18 protein-coding genes and 1 riboswitch are annotated in these 19704 nt (G+C 67.6%); of the genes, 16 read left to right on the forward strand and 2 right to left on the reverse strand.

Features of this window, described 5'->3' with window-relative positions:
• Positions 1-24 precede the first annotated feature (24 nt).
• The 6 genes from L1081_RS23365 (at position 25) to L1081_RS23390 (ending at position 5808) form a co-directional block, all read left to right on the forward strand.
• Positions 25-1155 carry an acyl-CoA dehydrogenase family protein gene (locus L1081_RS23365; protein WP_145739930.1) on the forward strand — a complete coding sequence of 377 codons (1131 nt, stop codon included), beginning with the start codon at positions 25-27 and terminating at the stop codon, positions 1153-1155.
• Positions 1152-1991, forward strand: coding sequence for a metallophosphoesterase (locus tag L1081_RS23370; RefSeq protein WP_489414276.1), 840 nt, complete (start codon positions 1152-1154; stop codon positions 1989-1991). The genes L1081_RS23365 and L1081_RS23370 overlap by 4 nt, the downstream gene beginning before the upstream one ends.
• Before the next feature lie 110 nt (positions 1992-2101).
• A complete protein-coding gene (locus tag L1081_RS23375) occupies positions 2102-2530 on the forward strand; it encodes a YchJ family protein (RefSeq protein WP_047786577.1) in 429 nt (142 codons plus the stop codon).
• 26 nt (positions 2531-2556) lie between these two features.
• Positions 2557-2661: riboswitch (TPP riboswitch) on the forward strand.
• Positions 2662-2748: 87 nt separating this feature from the next.
• Complete coding sequence (gene thiC / locus L1081_RS23380; protein ID WP_145739935.1) at positions 2749-4635, forward strand: phosphomethylpyrimidine synthase ThiC; 1887 nt, start codon at positions 2749-2751, stop codon at positions 4633-4635.
• Between the two features lie 55 nt (positions 4636-4690).
• On the forward strand, positions 4691-5383 hold the full coding sequence (locus tag L1081_RS23385) for an HAD-IA family hydrolase (RefSeq protein WP_489414277.1): 693 nt from the start codon (positions 4691-4693) through the stop codon (positions 5381-5383).
• A 98-nt stretch (positions 5384-5481) separates the two neighbouring features.
• Positions 5482-5808 (forward strand): thioredoxin domain-containing protein, encoded by a 327-nt coding sequence (locus L1081_RS23390; RefSeq protein ID WP_489414278.1) that lies wholly within the window; start codon positions 5482-5484, stop codon positions 5806-5808.
• Between the two features lie 232 nt (positions 5809-6040).
• On the opposite strand, the gene L1081_RS23395 is transcribed toward L1081_RS23390, so the two are convergent.
• Complete coding sequence (locus L1081_RS23395) at positions 6041-7069, reverse strand: AraC family transcriptional regulator ligand-binding domain-containing protein (protein ID WP_489414279.1); 1029 nt, start codon at positions 7067-7069, stop codon at positions 6041-6043.
• A 144-nt stretch (positions 7070-7213) separates the two neighbouring features.
• Between L1081_RS23395 and L1081_RS23400 the strand changes: the two genes are divergently transcribed.
• The 8 genes from L1081_RS23400 (at position 7214) to L1081_RS23435 (ending at position 17505) form a co-directional block, all read left to right on the forward strand.
• Entirely contained in the window at positions 7214-8386 is a 1173-nt protein-coding gene (locus tag L1081_RS23400) for an isovaleryl-CoA dehydrogenase (protein WP_489414280.1), read from the forward strand.
• A gap of 42 nt (positions 8387-8428) precedes the next feature.
• The gene (locus L1081_RS23405; protein ID WP_489414281.1) at positions 8429-9397 is read left to right on the forward strand and encodes a tripartite tricarboxylate transporter substrate-binding protein; all 969 of its coding nucleotides are present in this window, start codon (positions 8429-8431) and stop codon (positions 9395-9397) included.
• A gap of 29 nt (positions 9398-9426) precedes the next feature.
• Positions 9427-11097: a fatty acid CoA ligase family protein gene (locus L1081_RS23410; protein ID WP_489414282.1), complete on the forward strand. Its 1671-nt coding sequence runs from the start codon at positions 9427-9429 to the stop codon at positions 11095-11097.
• Positions 11094-12716: a carboxyl transferase domain-containing protein gene (locus tag L1081_RS23415; protein WP_489414283.1), complete on the forward strand. Its 1623-nt coding sequence runs from the start codon at positions 11094-11096 to the stop codon at positions 12714-12716. The genes L1081_RS23410 and L1081_RS23415 overlap by 4 nt, the downstream gene beginning before the upstream one ends.
• Positions 12717-13032: 316 nt before the next feature.
• Positions 13033-13824 (forward strand): enoyl-CoA hydratase-related protein, encoded by a 792-nt coding sequence (locus L1081_RS23420; RefSeq protein WP_489414284.1) that lies wholly within the window; start codon positions 13033-13035, stop codon positions 13822-13824.
• A gap of 10 nt (positions 13825-13834) precedes the next feature.
• Positions 13835-14506, forward strand: coding sequence for a DUF4126 family protein (locus tag L1081_RS23425; RefSeq protein ID WP_489414285.1), 672 nt, complete (start codon positions 13835-13837; stop codon positions 14504-14506).
• Positions 14499-16502, forward strand: a complete 2004-nt coding sequence (locus L1081_RS23430) for an acetyl-CoA carboxylase biotin carboxylase subunit (RefSeq protein WP_489414286.1) — start codon at positions 14499-14501, stop codon at positions 16500-16502. Before L1081_RS23425 ends, L1081_RS23430 begins: the two co-directional genes overlap by 8 nt.
• A gap of 58 nt (positions 16503-16560) precedes the next feature.
• Positions 16561-17505 carry a DUF4349 domain-containing protein gene (locus tag L1081_RS23435; RefSeq protein WP_489414287.1) on the forward strand — a complete coding sequence of 315 codons (945 nt, stop codon included), beginning with the start codon at positions 16561-16563 and terminating at the stop codon, positions 17503-17505.
• Between the two features lie 14 nt (positions 17506-17519).
• Here the strand turns inward: L1081_RS23435 and L1081_RS23440 are convergent, their stop codons facing one another.
• Positions 17520-17834 carry an EthD family reductase gene (locus tag L1081_RS23440; RefSeq protein ID WP_125965217.1) on the reverse strand — a complete coding sequence of 105 codons (315 nt, stop codon included), beginning with the start codon at positions 17832-17834 and terminating at the stop codon, positions 17520-17522.
• 115 nt (positions 17835-17949) lie between these two features.
• Here L1081_RS23440 and L1081_RS23445 point away from each other — a divergent pair, with 115 nt between their 5' ends.
• Together L1081_RS23445 and L1081_RS23450 are read left to right on the forward strand one after the other, a co-directional pair.
• Complete coding sequence (locus tag L1081_RS23445; RefSeq protein ID WP_489414288.1) at positions 17950-18870, forward strand: NAD(P)-dependent oxidoreductase; 921 nt, start codon at positions 17950-17952, stop codon at positions 18868-18870.
• A 91-nt stretch (positions 18871-18961) separates the two neighbouring features.
• Complete coding sequence (locus L1081_RS23450; RefSeq protein WP_489414289.1) at positions 18962-19699, forward strand: IclR family transcriptional regulator domain-containing protein; 738 nt, start codon at positions 18962-18964, stop codon at positions 19697-19699.
• Positions 19700-19704: the final 5 nt, after the last annotated feature.

A 19704-nucleotide genomic window follows, 5' to 3' on the forward strand; every position in this document is an offset into this window, starting at 1 on the left:
AGAAAAAACACAGGAGACAACGCCATGCTGCTCAGTGCCGACCAGGAAGCCATCCGCGACGCGGTGCGCGATTTTTCGCAGGCCGAACTCTGGCCCAACGCCCCGCAGTGGGACCGCGAGCACAGCTTCCCGAAGGAAGCGCACCAGGGCCTCGCGGCGCTGGGTGCCTACGGCATCTGCGTGCCCGAGGAGCACGGCGGCGCGGGCCTCGACTACCTCACGCTCGCGCTGGTGCTCGAGGAGATCGCGGCCGGCGACGGCGGCACCAGCACCGCCATCAGCGTGACCAACTGCCCGGTCAATGCGATCCTCATGCGCTACGGCAACGCGCAGCAAAAGAAGCAGTGGCTCGAGCCGCTGGCGCAAGGCCGGATGCTCGGCGCCTTCTGCCTCACCGAACCGCAGGCCGGCAGCGACGCATCGAGCCTGCGCACCACGGCGCGCAAGGACGGCGATGGCTGGGTGATCGACGGCGTGAAGCAGTTCATCACCAGCGGCAAGAACGGCCAGGTCGCCATCGTCATCGCGGTGACCGACAAGGGCGCCGGCAAGCGCGGCATGAGCGCCTTCATCGTGCCCACCGACGCGCCGGGCTACAGCGTGGCACGCCTCGAGGACAAGCTGGGCCAGCACAGCAGCGACACCGCGCAGATCAATTTCGACGGCTGCCGCATCCCGGCGGAAAACCTCATCGGCGCCGAGGGCGAGGGCTACAAGATCGCGCTGGGCGCGCTCGAGGGCGGCCGCATCGGCATTGCGGCGCAGAGCGTGGGCATGGCGCGCAGCGCCTTCGACGTGGCGCTGGCCTATGCCAAGGAGCGCCAGGCCTTCGGCGGGGCGATCTTCGAGCAGCAGGCCGTCGGTTTCAGGCTGGCCGAATGCGCCACGCAGCTCGAAGCCGCGCGCCAGCTGATCTGGCACGCCGCCAGCCTGCGCGATGCCGGCCGCCCATGCCTCAAGGAAGCCGCGATGGCCAAGCTGTTCGCAAGCGAGATGGCCGAGCGCGTCTGCAGCGCCGCGATCCAGACGCTGGGCGGCTACGGCTACGTGAACGACTTTCCGCTCGAGCGCATTTATCGCGACGTGCGGGTGTGCCAGATCTACGAAGGCACGTCCGACATCCAGAAACTGCTCATTCAACGCGCGCTGGCGTGAGCGCCGGCACGCGCCGCCGGCCGCCGGTGCTCCGGATCGCCGCGGCAGTCCTGCTGCTGGCGCTGGCCGTCTGGACAGTTGCCATCGAGCCGCGCTGGGTCGCGGCGCGCGTCGAGCCCTTGAGGTCGGCGCAATGGCAGGCGCCCGCCGGCCTCAAGGTGGCCATGGCGGGCGATTGGCATCTCAGCACGCGCTCGGCGTGGCGCATTACCAGTGTGGAGCGCGCTGCACGCATCGTTGACCAGATCAATGCTGCACGACCCGATGTGATCCTGCTGCCCGGCGACTTTCTTGCGGGCTCGGACGGCGATGAGGACCTGTCGATCGAAGAGATGGCTGCCGTGCTCGGCCGCCTGAAGGCGCCGCAGGGCGTGTACGCGGTGCTCGGCAATCACGACTGGTGGCACGACGGCGAACGCACGGCGCGCGCCTTGTCCGCAGAGGGCATCCGCGTGCTGGAGAATGCTTCGATGCGCCTGCCGGACCATGACATCTGGGTGGTCGGCATCGGCGACGACTCGACCGGCCATTCGCAGCCGGACAAGGCACTGGCCGGCGTGCCGAAGGGCGTCGCCACGCTGGTCATGATGCACGATCCCTTCAGTTTTGCGACCATGCCGCCCACCCGGGGGCTGGTGGTGGCCGCGCACACGCACGGCGGGCAGATCAGCGTGCCGGGCTATGGCGCACCGGTGGTGCCGGGGCGCGCGCCGCGCGAGTGGGCCCATGGCTGGATCGCGCACAAGGACCAGCGCATGTACGTGACCAGTGGGCTGGGCGTGAGCATTCTCCCGGTGCGCTTCAACATGCGGCCCGAGTGGGTGATGTTCCAGTAGGAGGCCGCGTGATTCATGCCCCCGGTCGGCCTGTCGCCGGCAGTCCCCCGCACGGCCCCGGGGTTGCCCCATCGGAGGGAGGGCCGCGAGGTGTTCCAATAGCGGTCTTCATGAGTGCCACCGATCCCACCACCGGACCTTGCCCCTGCGGCCGCACGGACCGCCGAGACAAGCCCATCGGCTATGCCCTGTGCTGCGGCCGCTACCTCGAGGATTTCGAGGGCACGCCCGCGCCCGACGCCGAATCGCTGATGCGTTCGCGCTATACCGCCTTCGTGCTGGAACGGGGCCCCTACCTGCTCGCCACCTGGCATGCGTCGACGCGGCCGGCGTCGATCGAGTTCGAGCCCGGCGTGAAGTGGCTGGGCCTGGACATCCGCTCACGCTCGGTGCTCGACGCCGACCATGCCGAGGTCGAATTCGTCGCCCGCCAACGCAGCAGCACCGGCGCCGCCACGCGGCTGCACGAGCGCAGCCGCTTCGTGCGTGAGGGCGACCGCTGGTTCTACCTCGAAGGCGACCTGCAGACCCCCGGTTGACGCACCGGGCCACGGCCCGCACAATAGTCCCCGCTCCGGGGTGCACGCATGTGGCGTGCTGAGATGGCAAAGTGCCGACCCGCGAACTTGATCCGGGTCATACCGGCGTAAGAAGAGCTGCACTCCCCGACTCCGGTCCCGCCACCCACCCACCGTGGCGGCCCGAAGTCCTCAGAGCGATTGCGGAGCACCCTTTCCCTCAACAAGGAGTGCCCCGCATGAATGCCCCAGACAAGTTCACCTCCCTGCTCTCGCTCACGCGCGAGCCCTTTCCCGCATCGCACAAGTGCCTGATCCCCGGCAGCCGGCCCGACCTCAACGTGCCGGTGCGCGACGTGCTGCTGACCAACGGCGAGACCGTGTCGCTCTACGACACCTCGGGCCCCTACACCGATGCCAAGGTCGAGATCGACGTGCGCCGCGGCCTGCCCGGCGTGCGCGGCGCCTGGATCGCCGAGCGCAACGACACCGAAAGCTACGAAGGCCGCTCGCACCAGGCGCTCGACGAGGGCCTGAAGCACGCCCACGACCACGATGCCCAGCGCCTGGCCGAACTGCGCGCCGGCGCCTCGGCCCTGCAGCGCACGCCGCGCCGCGCCAAGGCGGGCGCCAATGTCACGCAGATGCACTACGCGCGTCGCGGCATCGTCACGCCCGAGATGGAATACGTGGCGCTGCGCGAGAACGGCAAGCGCGAGTGGATGGCCGAATACCTTGCCAACGAGGAGCGGGCCAAGCGCGTGGCCGGCAACCCGATGGGCGCCAGCATTCCGCGCATCATCACGCCCGAGTTCGTGCGCGACGAAGTGGCGCGCGGCCGCGCCATCATTCCGGCCAACATCAACCACCCCGAAGTCGAGCCGATGGCCATCGGCCGCAACTTCAAGGTCAAGATCAACGCCAACATCGGCAACTCGGCCGTCACATCGAGCATCGAGGAAGAAGTGGAAAAGCTCGTGTGGGCGATCCGCTGGGGCGCCGACAACGTGATGGATCTTTCCACCGGCAAGAACATCCACACCACGCGCGACTGGATCGTGCGCAACAGCCCCGTGCCCATTGGCACCGTGCCGATCTACCAGGCGCTCGAGAAGGTGGGCGGCGTGGCCGAGGACCTGACCTGGGAGATCTTCCGCGACACGCTGATCGAGCAGGCCGAGCAGGGCATCGACTACTTCACCATCCACGCCGGCGTGCGGCTGCCGTTCATCCACCTGACGGCCGACCGCATGACGGGCATCGTCTCGCGCGGCGGCTCGATCATGGCCAAGTGGTGCATCGCGCACCACAAGGAGAGCTTCCTGTACGAGCGCTTCGAGGACATCTGCGACATCATGAAGGCCTACGACGTGAGCTTCTCGCTCGGCGACGGCCTGCGCCCGGGCTCGGGCGCGGATGCCAACGACGAAGCGCAGTTCGCCGAACTGCGCACGCTCGGCGAGCTCACGCAGATCGCGTGGAAGCACGATGTGCAGACCATGATCGAAGGGCCGGGCCACGTGCCGATGCACATGATCCAGGCCAACATGGACGAGCAGCTCAAGCACTGCCACGAGGCGCCGTTCTACACGCTGGGCCCGCTGACCATCGACATCGCGCCGGGCTACGACCACATCTCGAGCGCCATCGGCGCCGCGATGATCGGCTGGGCCGGCACCGCGATGCTCTGCTACGTGACGCCCAAGGAACACCTCGGGCTGCCCGACCGCGACGACGTCAAGCAGGGAATCATTGCCTACAAGATCGCCGCGCATGCGGCCGACGTGGCCAAGGGGCACCCCGGAGCGCGCTCGCGCGACGATGCGCTCAGCAAGGCGCGCTTCGAATTCCGCTGGCAGGACCAGTTCAACCTGGGCCTCGACCCCGACACGGCGCGCGAATTCCACGACGAGACCCTGCCCAAGGATTCGAGCAAGGTGGCGCATTTCTGCTCGATGTGCGGACCCAAGTTCTGCTCGATGAAGATCACGCAGGAAGTGCGCGAGTACGCGGCGAAGAAGGGCGTGGCCGAGGCGGAAGCCATGGCCGAAGGAATGGCGCAGAAGTCCAGGGAGTTCATGGCGGGCGGCGGCGAGATCTACATCCCGATCCAGCCGGCCTCCTGAGCCCGGCCGGGGGTCATTGCTACCATGGGGGAATTCCCCCGAACCCCTCAGCGCAATGACCCCATTCCCCTTCGACGCCGTCCTTTTCGACTGCGACGGCGTCCTCGTCGATTCCGAACCCATCACCAACCGCGTGCTCGCCGAGATGCTCGGCGAACTCGGCTGGCACCTCACCACCGAAGAGTCGATGAACACCTTCACCGGCAAGGCCGTGAAGGACGAAGCCGCGCTCATCGAGTCGAAGACCGGCGTCAGGATCACCGAAGACTGGCTCAAGGCCTTCAGGGCCCGCCGCAACGAAGCGCTCGAGCGCGACCTTGTGGCCATTGCGCACGCCCCCGCGGCCATCCGCGAAATCCATGCGCGGCTCCGGGGCCGCATCGCCTGCGCTTCGGGCGCCGATCGCTACAAGGTCGAGTTGCAACTGGCGAAGGTCGGCCTGCTCGAGTGCTTCGAGGGCCGCATCTTCAGCGGCCACGAGATGCCGCGCTCCAAGCCGCACCCCGATGTGTACCTTGCCGCCGCCGAGGCGCTGGGCGTCGATCCGAAGCGCTGCGCGGTGGTCGAGGACACCGTCACGGGCGCGATGGCCGGCGTGGCCGCGGGTGCCACGGTGTTCGGCTACAGCACCGGCGAATCGGGCCACAGCGGCCCCGAGGCGCTGCGAAGCGTCGGCGCGCTGCAGGTGTTCAGCGACATGCGGGAACTGCCCGCGCTGCTCGCTTCGCACGGCCTGCAGCCGGCCTGAAAAAGCGGGCCCGAAAACCAAGCCCCTGCCGCGAGCAAGCCCGCAGCGTTTCTGCTGCAATCGCATCAAGCAAGCCAGTCCACAAGGAGCCGGATCCCATGACTTCCGAATACAAGACCGAGCAGCCCGACCGCGCCGAGATCGATGCCCTGAAGGGCCCGGCCGTGGTCGAGTTCGGCACCAACTGGTGCGGCATCTGCAAGGCCGCACAGCCGAACATCGCCGAGGCCTTTGCCAAGTACCCGGACATCCCGCGCATCAAGGTCGAGGACGGCAGCGGACGTCCGCTGGGCCGCTCCTTCAACGTGCGGCTGTGGCCCACGCTGGTGTTCATGCGCGACGGCCAGCAGGTCGCGAAGCTGGTGCGGCCGGAGGACAGCCAGTCCATCGCCGATGCGCTGGCGTTGATTGCGCAGGCGGGCTGAGTTGCTCCCTGGTGCCTTGTTCGGGTGCCTTTGTTCAGGGCGCGCCCCCGCCGACGGGGTACATTGCTCCGCGAATGTCCCCCGGCCTTCGGCCTCCTCCTTGATTTCGCTGCGCAAGGCACCCCATCAGCGGGAGCGTGATTCAGAGCGGTCGTTGATCAGCGGTACACAACGAGCGTGCCCAGTACCCGGTGGCCTGTGCACGCGCCCCGAACAACAGCGCCCCGAACCGCTACAACCCCCGCAGCCGAAAATCCCGCGGCGCATGTCCCGTCCACTGCAGGAACGCACGCGAAAAGCTCTTCTCGTTGCGAAAGCCCACCGCCAGCGCCACCTGCTTGATGGGCCGATTGGTGCGGCGCAACTGTTCCACCGCCATCTCGTGGCGCACTTCGTTCTTCAGCGTCTGCAGTGACGTGCCCTCTTCGTGCAGCTGCCGGTGCAGCGTGCGGCTCGACACATTGAGCAGCGTGGCCAGCGCCTCCGCCGTCGTGGCCTCGGCGGCGCGCGAACGCAGCAGCTCGCGCACGCGCTGTCCCAGCAGGCGGTCGCGCCGGTACTGCAGCACCGTGAGCGGCAGCGCCCGCTTGAGCATGGTGCGCAGCGCGCGCTCGTCGCGCTGCAGCGGCAGCGCGAGGTAGCGCTCGTCGAAGCTGATGCTCGCCTCGGGCGCTTCGAAGCGCACGTCGGGCGTGAACATCAGCGGATAGGCGTCGCGGTGCGGCGGCGCTGCAAAGGGAAAGGTCGCGTCCCGCAGCGAGATGCGCGAATCGATGGCCCAGCAGACGTACCCGTGCAAAAAGCGCAGGCTCGTCACCAGGCAGACCTCGCGGAATGCCTCGTCCAGCGGGCGGTGCTCGGCGATACGCAGCGTGGCCACGCCGCCCGACACCTCCAGCGCCAGCGTGATGTCCTCGGTCAGCAGGCGGTGATGGCGGCACCAGCGTTTGATGGCCACACCCAGGTCGGGCGAGGTCAGCGAGGCGCGGCACAGCATGCCGTAGCTGCCCCAGGGCAGCCGCCGCGAGAACCAGCCGAGCGCCTCGTCGTCCAGCTCCTGCATCGCATGGCCCGACAGCGCCTCGAACTGCGCGGCAGTCACCCGCGCGCCCGGACGGGCCAGCTCGCGCGGCGTGATCTGTGCCGCTTGCAGCGCCGCGGATGGATCGATGCCATAGCGCTCGTAGCCCTGCACGATGGCTCTCACGAAGGCCATCGGCGTGACGGCGCGGGCGGGTCGGAGGAAGGACGGGGACGACATGGTCGGGTGGTTCTGGCGTGGCGCAATTTGCAACCATTGTGGCGCCAATTGCGGCGCGGCGAGGCGTAAGCTGCATTCTTCCAAGCGCCCATCCGCGTGGGACACGCCTGCCTGCGCGCCGACCCTTCAGAGGAGACAACACACATGCACGATCCCGGCCTGAACTTCGACCTGGGCGACACCATCGACTCGCTGCGCAGCGCGATCCAGGACTTTGCCGCGAACGAGATCGCCCCGCGCGCCGCCGACATCGACCGCGACAACCTGTTCCCGCACGACCTGTGGCGCAAGCTCGGCGAGCTCGGCCTGCACGGCATGACGGTGAAGGAAGAGTTCGGCGGCACCGAGCTGGGCTACCTCGCCCACATCGTGGCCATGGAGGAAGTGTCGCGCGCCTCGGCCTCGGTCGGCCTCTCGTACGGCGCGCACTCCAACCTGTGCGTGAACCAGATCCACCGCAACGGCAGTGAGGCGCAGAAGAAGAAATACCTGCCCAGGCTCGTGAGCGGCGAGCACGTGGGGGCGCTGGCCATGAGCGAGCCCAACGCGGGCTCCGACGTCGTGAGCATGAAGCTCAAGGCCGAGAAGAAGAACGGCTACTACGTACTCAACGGCGGCAAGATGTGGATCACCAACGGCGGCGATGCCGACACGCTCGTGATCTACGCCAAGACCGAACCCGAGATGGGCGCGCGCGGCATGACGGCCTTCATCGTCGAAAAGGGCTTCAAGGGCTTCTCGGCCGGCACCAAGCTCGACAAGCTCGGCATGCGCGGCTCCAACACCTACCCGCTGTTCTTCGACAACTGCGAAGTGCCCGAAGAGAACGTGCTCGGCGGCGAAGGCATGGGCGCCAAGGTGCTGATGAGCGGCCTCGACTATGAGCGCGCGGTGCTTTCGGGCGGGCCGCTGGGCATCATGGCCGCCTGCATGGACGCGGTGCTGCCCTTCATTCACGAGCGCAAGCAGTTCGGCCAGAGCATCGGCGAGTTCCAGCTGATGCAGGGCAAGCTGGCGGACATGTACTCGACCTGGCAGGCCACGCGCGCCTACGTGTATGCCGTGGGCAAGGCCTGCGACCGCAACGACCATGCGCGCACCTTCCGCAAGGACGCGGCCGGCGCCATCCTTTACTCGGCCGAGAAGGCCACGTGGATGGCCGGCGAGGCAATCCAGGCACTGGGCGGCGTGGGCTACACGAAGGACTTTCCGGTCGAGCGGCTGTGGCGCGATGCCAAGCTGTACGAGATCGGCGCGGGCACGAGCGAGATCCGACGCATGCTGATCGGGCGCGAGCTGTTCGCCGAGACTTCCTGAAAGCGGCCGGCCGAACTTTCGAATGACAACAGGAGACAACCCATGACCTTGACCCGCCGCCACGCCGCGCTGGCTGTGGCCGCCACGTTGTGCGCTGCCGCTTTCGCCCAGGACAAATACCCATCCAAACCCATCACCCTCGTCGTCCCCCAAACCGCCGGCGGTGCGAACGACGCCATTGCGCGCGTGCTTGCGCAGCGCCTGTCGGAGCAAATGGGCCAGAGCGTGATCGTGGACAACCGTCCTGGTGCGGGCGGCACGGTGGCCACGGCGGCGCTGGCGCGCGCCAAGCATGACGGCTACACGCTGCTGCTCACGGCAGACAGCGCCCACGTGGTCGGTCCCGCGCTCTACAAGAACCCCGGGTTCGATGCGGTCAAGGACTTCGAGCCCGTCGCGCCCGTCGCCACGGCGGGCTATGTGCTGGTGGCCAACCCCTCCTTTCCCGCCAACAACGTGGCGGAACTGATCGCGCAGGCCAAGGCCCACCCCGGCCAGTACGCCATTGCCTCGGCGGGCAACGGCACGCTCAACCACCTGATCGGCGAAATGCTGCAAAAACAGGCAGGCATCCAGCTCCGGCATGTGCCCTACAAGGGCTCGGCGGCGGCGGCGACCGACGTGGTGGGCGGGCAGGTGCCGCTGTCGGTGCAAAGTGTGCCTTCGGTCATGGGCTTCATCAAAGCGGGCAGGCTCAAGGTGCTGGGGGTGGTAAACGCCAAACGCGTGGCCGCACTGCCGGATGTGCCGACCATCGGTGAAACGCTCAAGGGCTTTGGCGAAGCGCCGTGGTATGCGTTGTTTGCGCCTGCAGGCACGCCCGCGCCCATCGTGGCGCAGTTGCAGGCCGAAGTGGCTCGCGCGCTGGATCAGAAGGACGTGGCCGACAAGCTTGCCGCCGTGGGCTGCGAGCCCTTCAAGGGCACCGCGGCCCAGTTGGGCGCGCTGGTGCGCGCCGACCTGCCCAAGTGGGCGCGCGTGGTGAAGGACACCGGCGCCACGGTGGACTGATTTCTAAATAGCAACAGGAAACACGCAACATGTCTCCACGATTGAGTTTTGCCCAAGGCGATACCCGCGTTCCGCTGATCGAGCAGACCATCGGCGACTTCTTCGATGCAATGGTGACGCGCCAGCCCGATGCGCTGGCGCTGGTGAGCCGCCATGAAGGGCAGCGCTTCACCTACCGTGAACTGCAGACCGAATCGAACCGCCTCGCCAGCGCGCTGCTGAACCTGGGGCTTGCACCCGGCGACCGCGTGGGCATCTGGTCGCACAACAACGCACCCTGGGTGCTGATGCAGATCGCGACCGCCAAGGCCGGGCTGATCCTCGTCAACATCAACCCGGCCTACCGCACCTCCGAACTCGAATACGCGCTCAACAAGGTCGGATGCAAGGCGCTGGTGACGATGGCGCAGTTCAAGACCAGCGACTACCTGGGCATGCTGCGCGAGCTCGGCCCGAAGCGCCTGCCGCAGCTGCGCCACACCTTCTGGATCGACGGCAAGGCCGCGGCCGATGTGCAGGAGCCCGGCATGCAGCGCTTCAGCGAACTGCTCGCGAGCGGCGACGCGGCCGATTCGCGCGTGGCGCAGGTGCAGAAAACGCTCAGGGCCACCGACCCGATCAACATCCAGTTCACGAGCGGCACCACGGGCTTCCCGAAGGGAGCGACGCTCACGCACCGCAACATCCTCAACAACGGCTTCTTCATCGGCGAATGCATGAAGCTCACGCCGGCCGACAGGCTGTGCATTCCGGTGCCGCTCTACCACTGCTTCGGCATGGTGCTCGGCAACCTGGCCTGCCTCACGCATGGCTCGGCCATCGTGTATCCGAACGACGGCTTCGATCCGCTCACCGTGCTCGAGACCGTGCAGGCCGAAAAGTGCACCGGCCTGCACGGCGTGCCCACGATGTTCATCGCCGAGCTCGACCATCCGCGCTTCAAGGAGTTCGACCTGTCCACGCTGCGCACCGGCATCATGGCCGGCTCGCCGTGCCCGACCGAGGTGATGAAGCGCGTGGTGAATGAAATGCATCTCAGCGAAATCACCATCGCCTACGGCATGACCGAGACGAGCCCGGTGAGCTGCCAGAGCAGCACCGACACGCCACTCGACAAGCGCGTGTCCACCGTGGGCACGGTGCAGCCGCACCTGGAGATCAAGATCATCGACCCCGAGACCGGCGCCATCGTTCCGCGCGGCAGCTCCGGCGAGTTCTGCACGCGCGGCTACTCGGTGATGCACGGCTACTGGGAGGACGAGCCGAAGACCCGCGAGGCGATCGATGCCGAGCACTGGATGCACACCGGCGACCTGGCCACCATGGACGCCGAGGGCTACGTCAACATCGTCGGCCGGATCAAGGACCTCGTGATCCGCGGCGGCGAGAACATCTATCCGCGCGAGATCGAGGAATTTTTGTATCGCCACCCCAAGGTGCAGGACGTGCAGGTGGTCGGCCTGCCCGACAGGAAGTACGGCGAGGAGTTGTGCGCCTGGATCATCGTCAAGCCCGGCCAGGCCGCGACCGAAGACGAGATCCGCGATTTCTGCAAAGGGCAGATTGCGCACTACAAGGTGCCGAAGTACATCCGCTTCGTCACCGAGTTTCCGATGACGGTGACCGGCAAGATCCAGAAATTCAAGATCCGCGAAGCGATGGCCGAGCAACTCGGCCTGACACAAGAAAAGACCGCATGAGCAAACTCGAAACCAAACTGAATGCGCGTTCGGCCGACTTCCAGGCCAATGCCGCAGCCATGCGCGCGCTGGTCGACGACCTGCACAAGCAGTTCGCGAAAGTGGAGCAGGGCGGCGGCGAGGCCGCGCGCGCCAAGCACACGGCGCGCGGCAAGCTGCTGCCGCGCGACCGCGTGGCCGAGCTGCTCGATCCGGGTACGCCGTTCCTGGAAATCGCGCCGCTGGCCGCGCATGCGATGTACCTCGATGCCAAGGGTGCGGAGTCCGCGCCCGGTGCGGGCCTCATTGCGGGCATTGGCCGCGTGAACGGCGTCGACTGCATGATCGTCTGCAACGATGCGACCGTGAAGGGCGGCACCTACTACCCGATGACGGTCAAGAAGCACCTGCGCGCGCAGGAGATCGCCGAACAGAACCGCCTGCCCTGCATCTACCTCGTCGACTCGGGCGGCGCCAACCTGCCGAACCAGGACGAGGTGTTCCCCGACCGCGACCACTTCGGCCGCATCTTCTACAACCAGGCCAACATGAGCGCCCAGGGCATTGCGCAGATCGCCGTGGTCATGGGCTCGTGCACGGCGGGCGGGGCCTATGTGCCGGCGATGAGCGACGAGTCGATCATCGTGAAGAACCAGGGCACCATTTTCCTGGGCGGCCCGCCGCTCGTGAAGGCCGCGACGGGCGAGGTCGTCACGGCCGAAGACCTGGGCGGCGGCGACGTGCACACGCGGCTCTCGGGCGTGGTCGACCACCTGGCGCAGAACGACCTGCATGCGCTGGCGCTCGCACGGTCGGCGGTGGCCAACCTCAACGCCAGGGCGGCCGATGCCCCGGCAAAGGCCGAGGTGCGCGAGCCCGCGTTCCCGCGCGAAGAGCTCTACGGCGTGATCCCCACCGACACGCGCAAGCCCTTCGACGTGCGCGAGATCATTGCCCGCATCGTCGACGGCAGCGAGTTCCACGAGTTCAAGGCCCGCTTCGGCGCCACGCTGGTCTGCGGCTTTGCCGAGATCGAGGGCATGCCGGTGGGCATCATCGCCAACAACGGCATCCTGTTTTCCGAATCGGCCCAGAAGGGCGCGCACTTCATCGAGCTGTGCTGCCACCGCAAGACGCCGCTGGTGTTCCTGCAGAACATCACCGGCTTCATGGTGGGCCGCAAGTACGAGAACGAGGGCATCGCGCGCCACGGCGCCAAGATGGTGACGGCCGTGGCCACGGCCAACGTGCCCAAGTTCACCATCATCATCGGCGGCAGCTTCGGCGCCGGCAACTACGGCATGTGCGGCCGCGCGTACTCACCGCGCTTTCTCTGGATGTGGCCCAACGCGCGCATCAGCGTGATGGGCGGTGAGCAGGCCGCGAGCGTGCTGGCCACGGTGAAGCGCGACGGCATCGAATTGAAGGGCGGCAGCTGGAGCAAGGAAGAGGAAGAGGCCTTCAAGGCGCCGATCCGCCAGCAGTACGAAGACCAGGGCCACCCCTACTACGCGACGGCGCGGCTGTGGGACGACGGGATCATCGATCCGGCGGACACGCGGCGGGTGTTGGCGCTCGGTCTTGCTGCTGCGCGCAACGCGCCCATTCCCGAGCCGAAATTCGGCATCTTCCGGATGTAGCCATGGCACCGCTTCTGCGTAATTCGAGTCGATGCGGTCATCGTGCTTCAGGGCGCGCTCCCGCCGACGGGGTGCCCTGCTCCGCGAATGTCCCCCGGCCTGCGGCCTCCTCCTTTATTTCGCTGCGCAGGGCACCCCATCGACGTGAGCGTTATGCAGAGCGGTCGTTGATTGGCCAGCACAACAGCCGCGCCTCTTGTGCACAGGGCATCGGGTGCTCCCCGCAGCGAAATAAAGGAGGAGCCGAAGGCGGGGGACATTCGCGGAGGGGAGTACCCGGTGGCCTGTGCACACGCCCCGAACAAACATCACTGACATGACCTTCACCAAACTGAAACTCGAAACAAGCGAAGGCGCTATTGCGCGCATCTGGCTCGACCAGCCCGACGCGCGCAATGCCTTCGACGACGTGGTCATCGCCGAGCTCACGCAGGCCTTCGCCGAAGCCGGCGCCGCGCCACAGGTGAAGGCCATCGTGCTCGGCGCCAACGGCCCGGCCTTCTGCGCGGGCGCGAATCTCAACTGGATGCGCCGCATGGCCGACTACACGCGCGACGAGAACATCGCCGATGCGGGCAAGCTGGCCGCGATGCTGCGCACCATTGCCGAATGCCCCAAGCCCACCATCGCGCGGGTGCAGGGCGACGTGTATGCGGGCGGCATGGGCCTGGTCGCGGTCTGCGACATGGCCGTGAGCGTGGATACCGCGTCGTACTGCCTCAGCGAAGTCAAGATCGGCCTCGTGCCCGCGACCATCAGCCCCTATGTGCTGCGCGCCATGGGCACGCGCGCATCGCAGCGCTACTTTCTCACGGCCGAGCGCTTCACGGCCGCCGAGGCGCACCGCATCGGCTTCGTGCATGAAGTCGTCGCGGCCGATGCGCTCGATGCCAAGGTCGACGAACTCCTGAAGGCGCTCACCAGTGCCAGCCCCGCCGCGGTGCGTGCCTGCAAGCAATTGATCGCCGACGTGGACGGCCGCGAGATCGACGACGCGCTGATCGTCAAGACCGTCGAAGGCATTGCCGACATCCGCGCCAGCGACGAAGGCCGCGAGGGCGTGCAGGCCTTCCTGCAGAAGCGCAAGCCGTCCTGGCTGGGCCACTGAGCGCCAGGCGATGACTGCGCTCGACATGCCCCAGCTGCTCGCACTGGCCGCGGCCATCGGTTGGGCCAGTGGGGTGCGGCTGTACCTGGTCGTGCTGCTGACGGGGCTGGCCGGCTACTTCGGCTGGGTACCGCTGCCCAGCGGCTTGCAGCTGCTCGCGCATCCGGTCGTCATCGCGGCCAGCGGCTTCATGGTGTTCATCGAGTTCTTCGCCGACAAGATCCCGGGCCTCGATTCGCTGTGGGACGTGGTGCACACGGCCATCCGCATTCCCGCCGGCGCGGCGCTCGCGGCCAGCGTGTTCGGTGCCGACCACGGCGCGATGGCCATCGTGGCCGCGCTCGTGGGCGGCGGCTTCGCGGCCACCGCGCATGCGGCCAAGGCCACGACGCGCGCGGCCATCAACACATCGCCCGAACCGTTCTCGAACGTGGGCGCGTCGCTGGTCGAAGACACGATGGTGCCAACCGGGCTCTGGCTCGCGGTGGCGCATCCGCTGGTCTTCCTGGTGCTGTTCGTCCTGGTGCTGGTGCTCAGCGTCTGGCTCATCCGCAAGAGCTGGCGCTTTCTCAAGGCGCTGTTCACTCGCGTGGCCCGCATCTTCAGCGGCCGGCCCGATCCGGGCGTCACGCCTGCGTTTCAACTGAAAAAGAATCCTCCGGGAGACACTCCGAATGTTTAAGAAGATCCTGATCGCCAACCGAGGCGAGATCGCCTGCCGCGTCGCCGCGACGGCACGCCGCATGGCCATCCGCACGGTCGCCGTGTACTCCGACGCCGACGCGCATGCCAACCACGTGCGCGCCTGCGACGAATCGGTGCACCTCGGCGGCAGCGCGCCCAAGGACAGCTACCTGCGCTGGGAGAAGATCCTGGAAGCCGCCAAGGCCACGGGCGCCGAAGCCGTGCATCCGGGCTACGGCTTCCTGAGCGAGAACGAGGAGTTCGCACAGGCCTGCGCCGACGCGGACCTGGTCTTCATCGGCCCGCCGCCCTCGGCCATCAAGGCCATGGGCCTCAAGGCCGAGTCGAAGCAGCTGATGGAAAAGGCCGGTGTGCCGCTGGTGCCCGGCTATCACGGCCACGACCAGAACCCGCAGCTGCTGCAGCGCGAGGCCGACCGCATCGGCTACCCGGTGCTCATCAAGGCCAGCGCGGGCGGCGGCGGCAAGGGCATGCGCGCGGTCGACCGGGCCGAAGACTTTGCGGCGGCGCTCGCCTCGTGCCAGCGCGAGGCGATCAACAGCTTTGGCGACGACGCGGTGCTGATCGAGAAGTATGTGCAGCGCCCGCGCCACATCGAGATCCAGGTGTTCGGCGACACGCACGGCAACTACGTCTACCTGTTCGAGCGCGACTGCTCGGTGCAGCGCCGCCACCAGAAGGTGCTCGAGGAAGCGCCGGCGCCCGGCATGACCGAGGCGATGCGCAAGCAGATGGGCGAGGCGGCGGTGGCCGCGGCGCGCGCGGTGAACTACGTCGGTGCCGGCACGGTCGAGTTCATCGTCGAGCAGCGCGAAGGCGGCGAGATGAATTTCTTCTTCATGGAGATGAACACGCGGCTGCAGGTGGAGCATCCCGTGACCGAAGCCATCACGGGCCTCGATCTCGTCGAATGGCAATTGCGCGTAGCCTCGGGCGAGTCGTTGCCCGCGAAGCAGCAGGAGCTGCAGATCCACGGGCACGCCATCGAGGCGCGCATCTGCGCCGAGAACCCCGACAACAACTTTCTGCCCGCCACCGGCACGCTGCGCGTATACCGCAAGCCCCAGGCCACCGCGTTTCAGCGCAGCCGCGTGCGCATCGACGACGGCGTGCGCGAGGGCGGCGAGATCTCGCCCTTCTACGACTCGATGATCGCCAAGCTGATCGTGCACGGCAGCACGCGTGCAGAGGCGCTGGCGCGGCTCGACGCGGCGCTGGCGCAGGTGCAGATCGTCGGCGTGTCGACCAACGTGCAGTTCCTGCGCGGCATCCTCGCGACCGAATCGTTTTCGAAAGCCAACCTCGACACCGCGCTGATCGAGCGCGAGCGCGCCGTGCTGTTCGACCGCGAGGCGCTGGGCCTGCCGCTGGCCGCGGCCGCCGCCATCACGCGCACGCTGATCACCGAGCGGCCGACCGGCGTGCCTGATCCTTTCGAGCGGCGCGACGGCTGGCGCGCGATGGGCGAATACCGGCGCCACTTCGACTTCGAGTTCCGCGGCGCCGAGCAGACGGCCCTGCTGACCTACAGGCGCGACGGCAGCCTGTGGCTCGAAGCCGGCGGCGCCCAAGGCCCGCTGGTCGTGGGCCAGTTTCCGACGGGCGAGTTCGAGGTCGAGTTTGCCGGCACGCGGCAGACCGTGGACGTGCATCTGGACGGCGCCACGGCCCATGTGTTCGCGTCGAAGGGCGCCACGAAGATCACCGCCATCGACCGCCTGGCCCATGCCGGCGACACCCATGCCGAAGCCGGCCGGCTCACGGCGCCGATGCCCGGCAAGGTCGTCTCGTTCGCGGTCAAGGCCGGCGACAAGGTCAGCCGCGGCCAGCCGCTCGCGGTGATGGAGGCCATGAAGATGGAGCACACCATCGCGGCGCCGGCCGACGGCACGGTGGAAGAACTGATGTTCTCGCCCGGCGAGCAGGTGGCCGAAGGCGACGAACTGTTGCGAATGGTTGCGGCGGCGGCCTAACCCCGTTTCGGGCGCTCGCCCGTATCAGCTGCGGTAGCCATTTCTTCAAGGGACTTTCATGACCTGCCGCAAGCACTCGCTTTCGCCTTTTTCTTCTTTTTCTTTCGCTCGCCGCCCGGGCGTTCTCCTGCTGGTTCTGGCCGTCGCCCTGTCGCTCGGGGGCTGCAAGAAGGGCGACAACGAGACCTCGGCCGCCGCCGAGCCTGCGGTGGCCTACGGCGGATCGATGCAGAGGAAGAGCGCGCGGCTTGAAGCCGCGGCCCCGCCGGCGGCCGCCACCGCTTCCGATCAGGCCCAGGACACGCCGCTGCAGCAGCGCTTTCTCGCGGTACGGCAGGAGCTGAACGTCGAAGTCCCGCCCGAGCAACTGGCCGACGCCTGGGGCAAGGTGCGCGACCTGTGCGGCACGCTGCAGTGCGAGCTGCTGTCGTCCTCGCTGCAGCGCGAGACACCGCAGCAGCCCGGCAACGCCATGCTCGAGATGCGCGTGGCGCCGGCCGATGTCGACAAGCTGCTCGGCGGCCTGGCCGGCGTGGCCAGGGTGGTGTCGCAAAACACCACCAGCGAAGACAAGACCGCCGAGGTGATCGACGTCGAGGCGCGTATCAGGAACCGCATCGAGTTTCGCGACAGCCTGCGCCTGATGCTGCGCGACACGGTCACCAAACGCACCATGGCCGACCTGCTCGCCATCCAGCGCACGCTGTCCGACACGCAGGCTGAGCTCGATGCCATTGCCACCCAGCGCAAGGTGCTGGAGCAGCAGACCAGCAAGCAGCACGTCCAGATCCAGTTCACACCGGCGCGCACGCTGGTGCAGGGCGGGCGCAGCTACAACCCCATGATGCGCGCGCTGCGCGAAGCGGGCTCGGTGCTGGCCGAGAGCGTGGGCACGCTCATCACCTTCCTGGCGGCGGTGCTCCCTTGGCTGCTGCTCGTGGGCTTGCCGCTGGCGTGGCTGCTGCGGCTGCTGTGGCGCCGCCGCCGGATCAAGGCGGCTTGAGCAGCCAGGGCCGGTCAGCCCACCACCACTTCGCTGATCTGCATCACCGGCGCGATGTCGGTGTAGTTCTTGATGTCGCCCAGGATCTCCTTGGCATGCGGGCCGAACGCCGTCTGGAAGGCTTCGGCCGAGTCGCAGAACACGTGGCACATGCCGACATAGGTCGGCGGCGTGCCGGGCGCGCCGCCCGCCAGTCCCTTGTCGATGGTGTACGACCTGCAGGCATCGCCCATGCGTGCCTTCAGCAGCGGCATGTGCTTGTCGCGGTAGTAGGCGTGGTCGAACCGTGCGCCTTCGGTGTAGGGGTACATCACGCTGACTTTGATCATGCGGGGCTCCGGGTGTGTCGATGTTCTGGATGGTCGCGCACGAGCATAGAAGAAGGCCCCGGGTGCCACAAGCCGCCGGTTCGGTTCATGGGCCCGGGCCCCTAAGATCCGGCTCATGAAAATCATCGTTTCCCTGACCGACAACCGCCCCGAACCCTGGATCGAAGGCCTCAAGGCCGAGCTGCCCGATGCGCAGATCGAGACCTGGAAGCCGGGCGCCGCCCAGGCCGACCATGCGGTGGTGTGGGCGCCGCCCCAGCAACTGCTCGACGAGCAGCCCGGGCTGCGCGGCCTGTTCAACATCGGCGCGGGCGTCGATGCGCTGCTCAAGCTGAAAGTGCCGGCGCAGACGCGCATCGTGCGGCTCGACGATGCCGGCATGTCGGTGCAGATGGCCGAATACGTGTGCCACACGCTGATCCGGCACTTCCGCGAGTTCGACGTCTACGAGGCCGATGCGCGCGAAGGCCGCTGGAGCTACCGCAAGCCGCGGCTGCGGCGCGACTTTCCGGTCGGCATCATGGGCCTGGGCGTGCTCGGCGAGCGCGTGGCCAGGGCGGTCGCGCAGTTCGAGTTTCCGGTGCTGGGCTGGAGCCGTTCGCCAAAAGCCATCGACGGCGTGAAGGTGTTCAGCGGCGAGGCGCAGTTCGACGAGTTCCTGTCGTCCACGCGCGTGCTGGTCAACCTGCTGCCGCTGACCGAGGCCACGCGCGGCATTCTCAACCGCAACACGCTCGGCAAGCTGCGGGCGGGCGGCTATCTCATCAGCATCGCGCGCGGCGCGCACCTGGTGGAAGACGACCTGATCCCGATGCTCGATGCGGGCCAGCTGGCCGGCGCCACGCTCGACGTGTTCCAGGTCGAGCCGCTGCCCACCGACCACGCCTTCTGGCGCCACCCGAAGATCACCGTCACGCCGCACGGCTCGGCGCGCACGCTGCGCGAGGAGTCCATCGCCCAGATCGCGGGAAAGATCCGCGCGATGGAACAGGGCCTGCCGGTCAGCGGCGTGGTCGATCCGGTCCGGGGCTACTGAAGGCGTGCGTTACCGGCGATTACGCTGAAAGGAGGCCCAGCCAGGGACAAACCCTGAGGCTATTGTTTTTCACATACGCGAAAATTTCTTCATGGTTGTGAAAACAGCGTTTCGCGTCATCGAGATCGTCGAGCTCTTCGCCCGGGAGAAGCAGCCGCTGGCGCTGTCCGAGATGGCGCGCCTGCTCGAGATGCCGGTGTCGAGCTGCCTCGGGCTGATCCGCACGCTCGAAGAGCAGGGCTACATGTACGAGACCGGCCGCCGCCAGGGCTACTACCCGACCGGCCGGCTGCTGGCGATGGCGCAGATCATCGCGGCGCACGACCCGGTGCTCGACCGCGTGCGGCCTGCGCTCGAAGAGCTGCGCGACGGGGCGCGGGAAACCGTGCTGTTCGGCAAGTTCCGCGATCCGCACACGGTCGTCTACCTGGAAGTGCTGAGTGCGCCGCAGAGCATCCGCTATTCCGCCGAAGCGGGCGAGACGCGCCCGGCCTATGCCAATTCGATGGGCCGTGCGCTGCTCTCCACGCTCGCGCCCGAGGCGCGCCGCAAACTGCTGGTAGCCACTGCGCTGGCGCCGCTGACCGACGCCACGCTGACCACGCCCGAAGCCATCGAGCAGGAGCTCGAACGCTCGCCCGCGCGCGGCTGGTACGGCAACCTCGGTGAAAGCATTCCCGATCTGGTCGGCCTTGCGTGGCCGCTGCGCATCGGCGGCGAGGCCTACGCCATCTCGGTGGCGGGCCCGCGCTACCGGCTCGAGCCGCGCATCGACGAAGTGGCGGCCATGCTGCGCTCCGCCTGCCTGGCCATCGAACACAAAGGCTGATTGAA

Source organism: Variovorax sp. MSC1_012 (assembly GCF_023667525.1).
GTDB lineage: Bacteria > Pseudomonadota > Gammaproteobacteria > Burkholderiales > Burkholderiaceae_C > Variovorax > Variovorax beijingensis_B.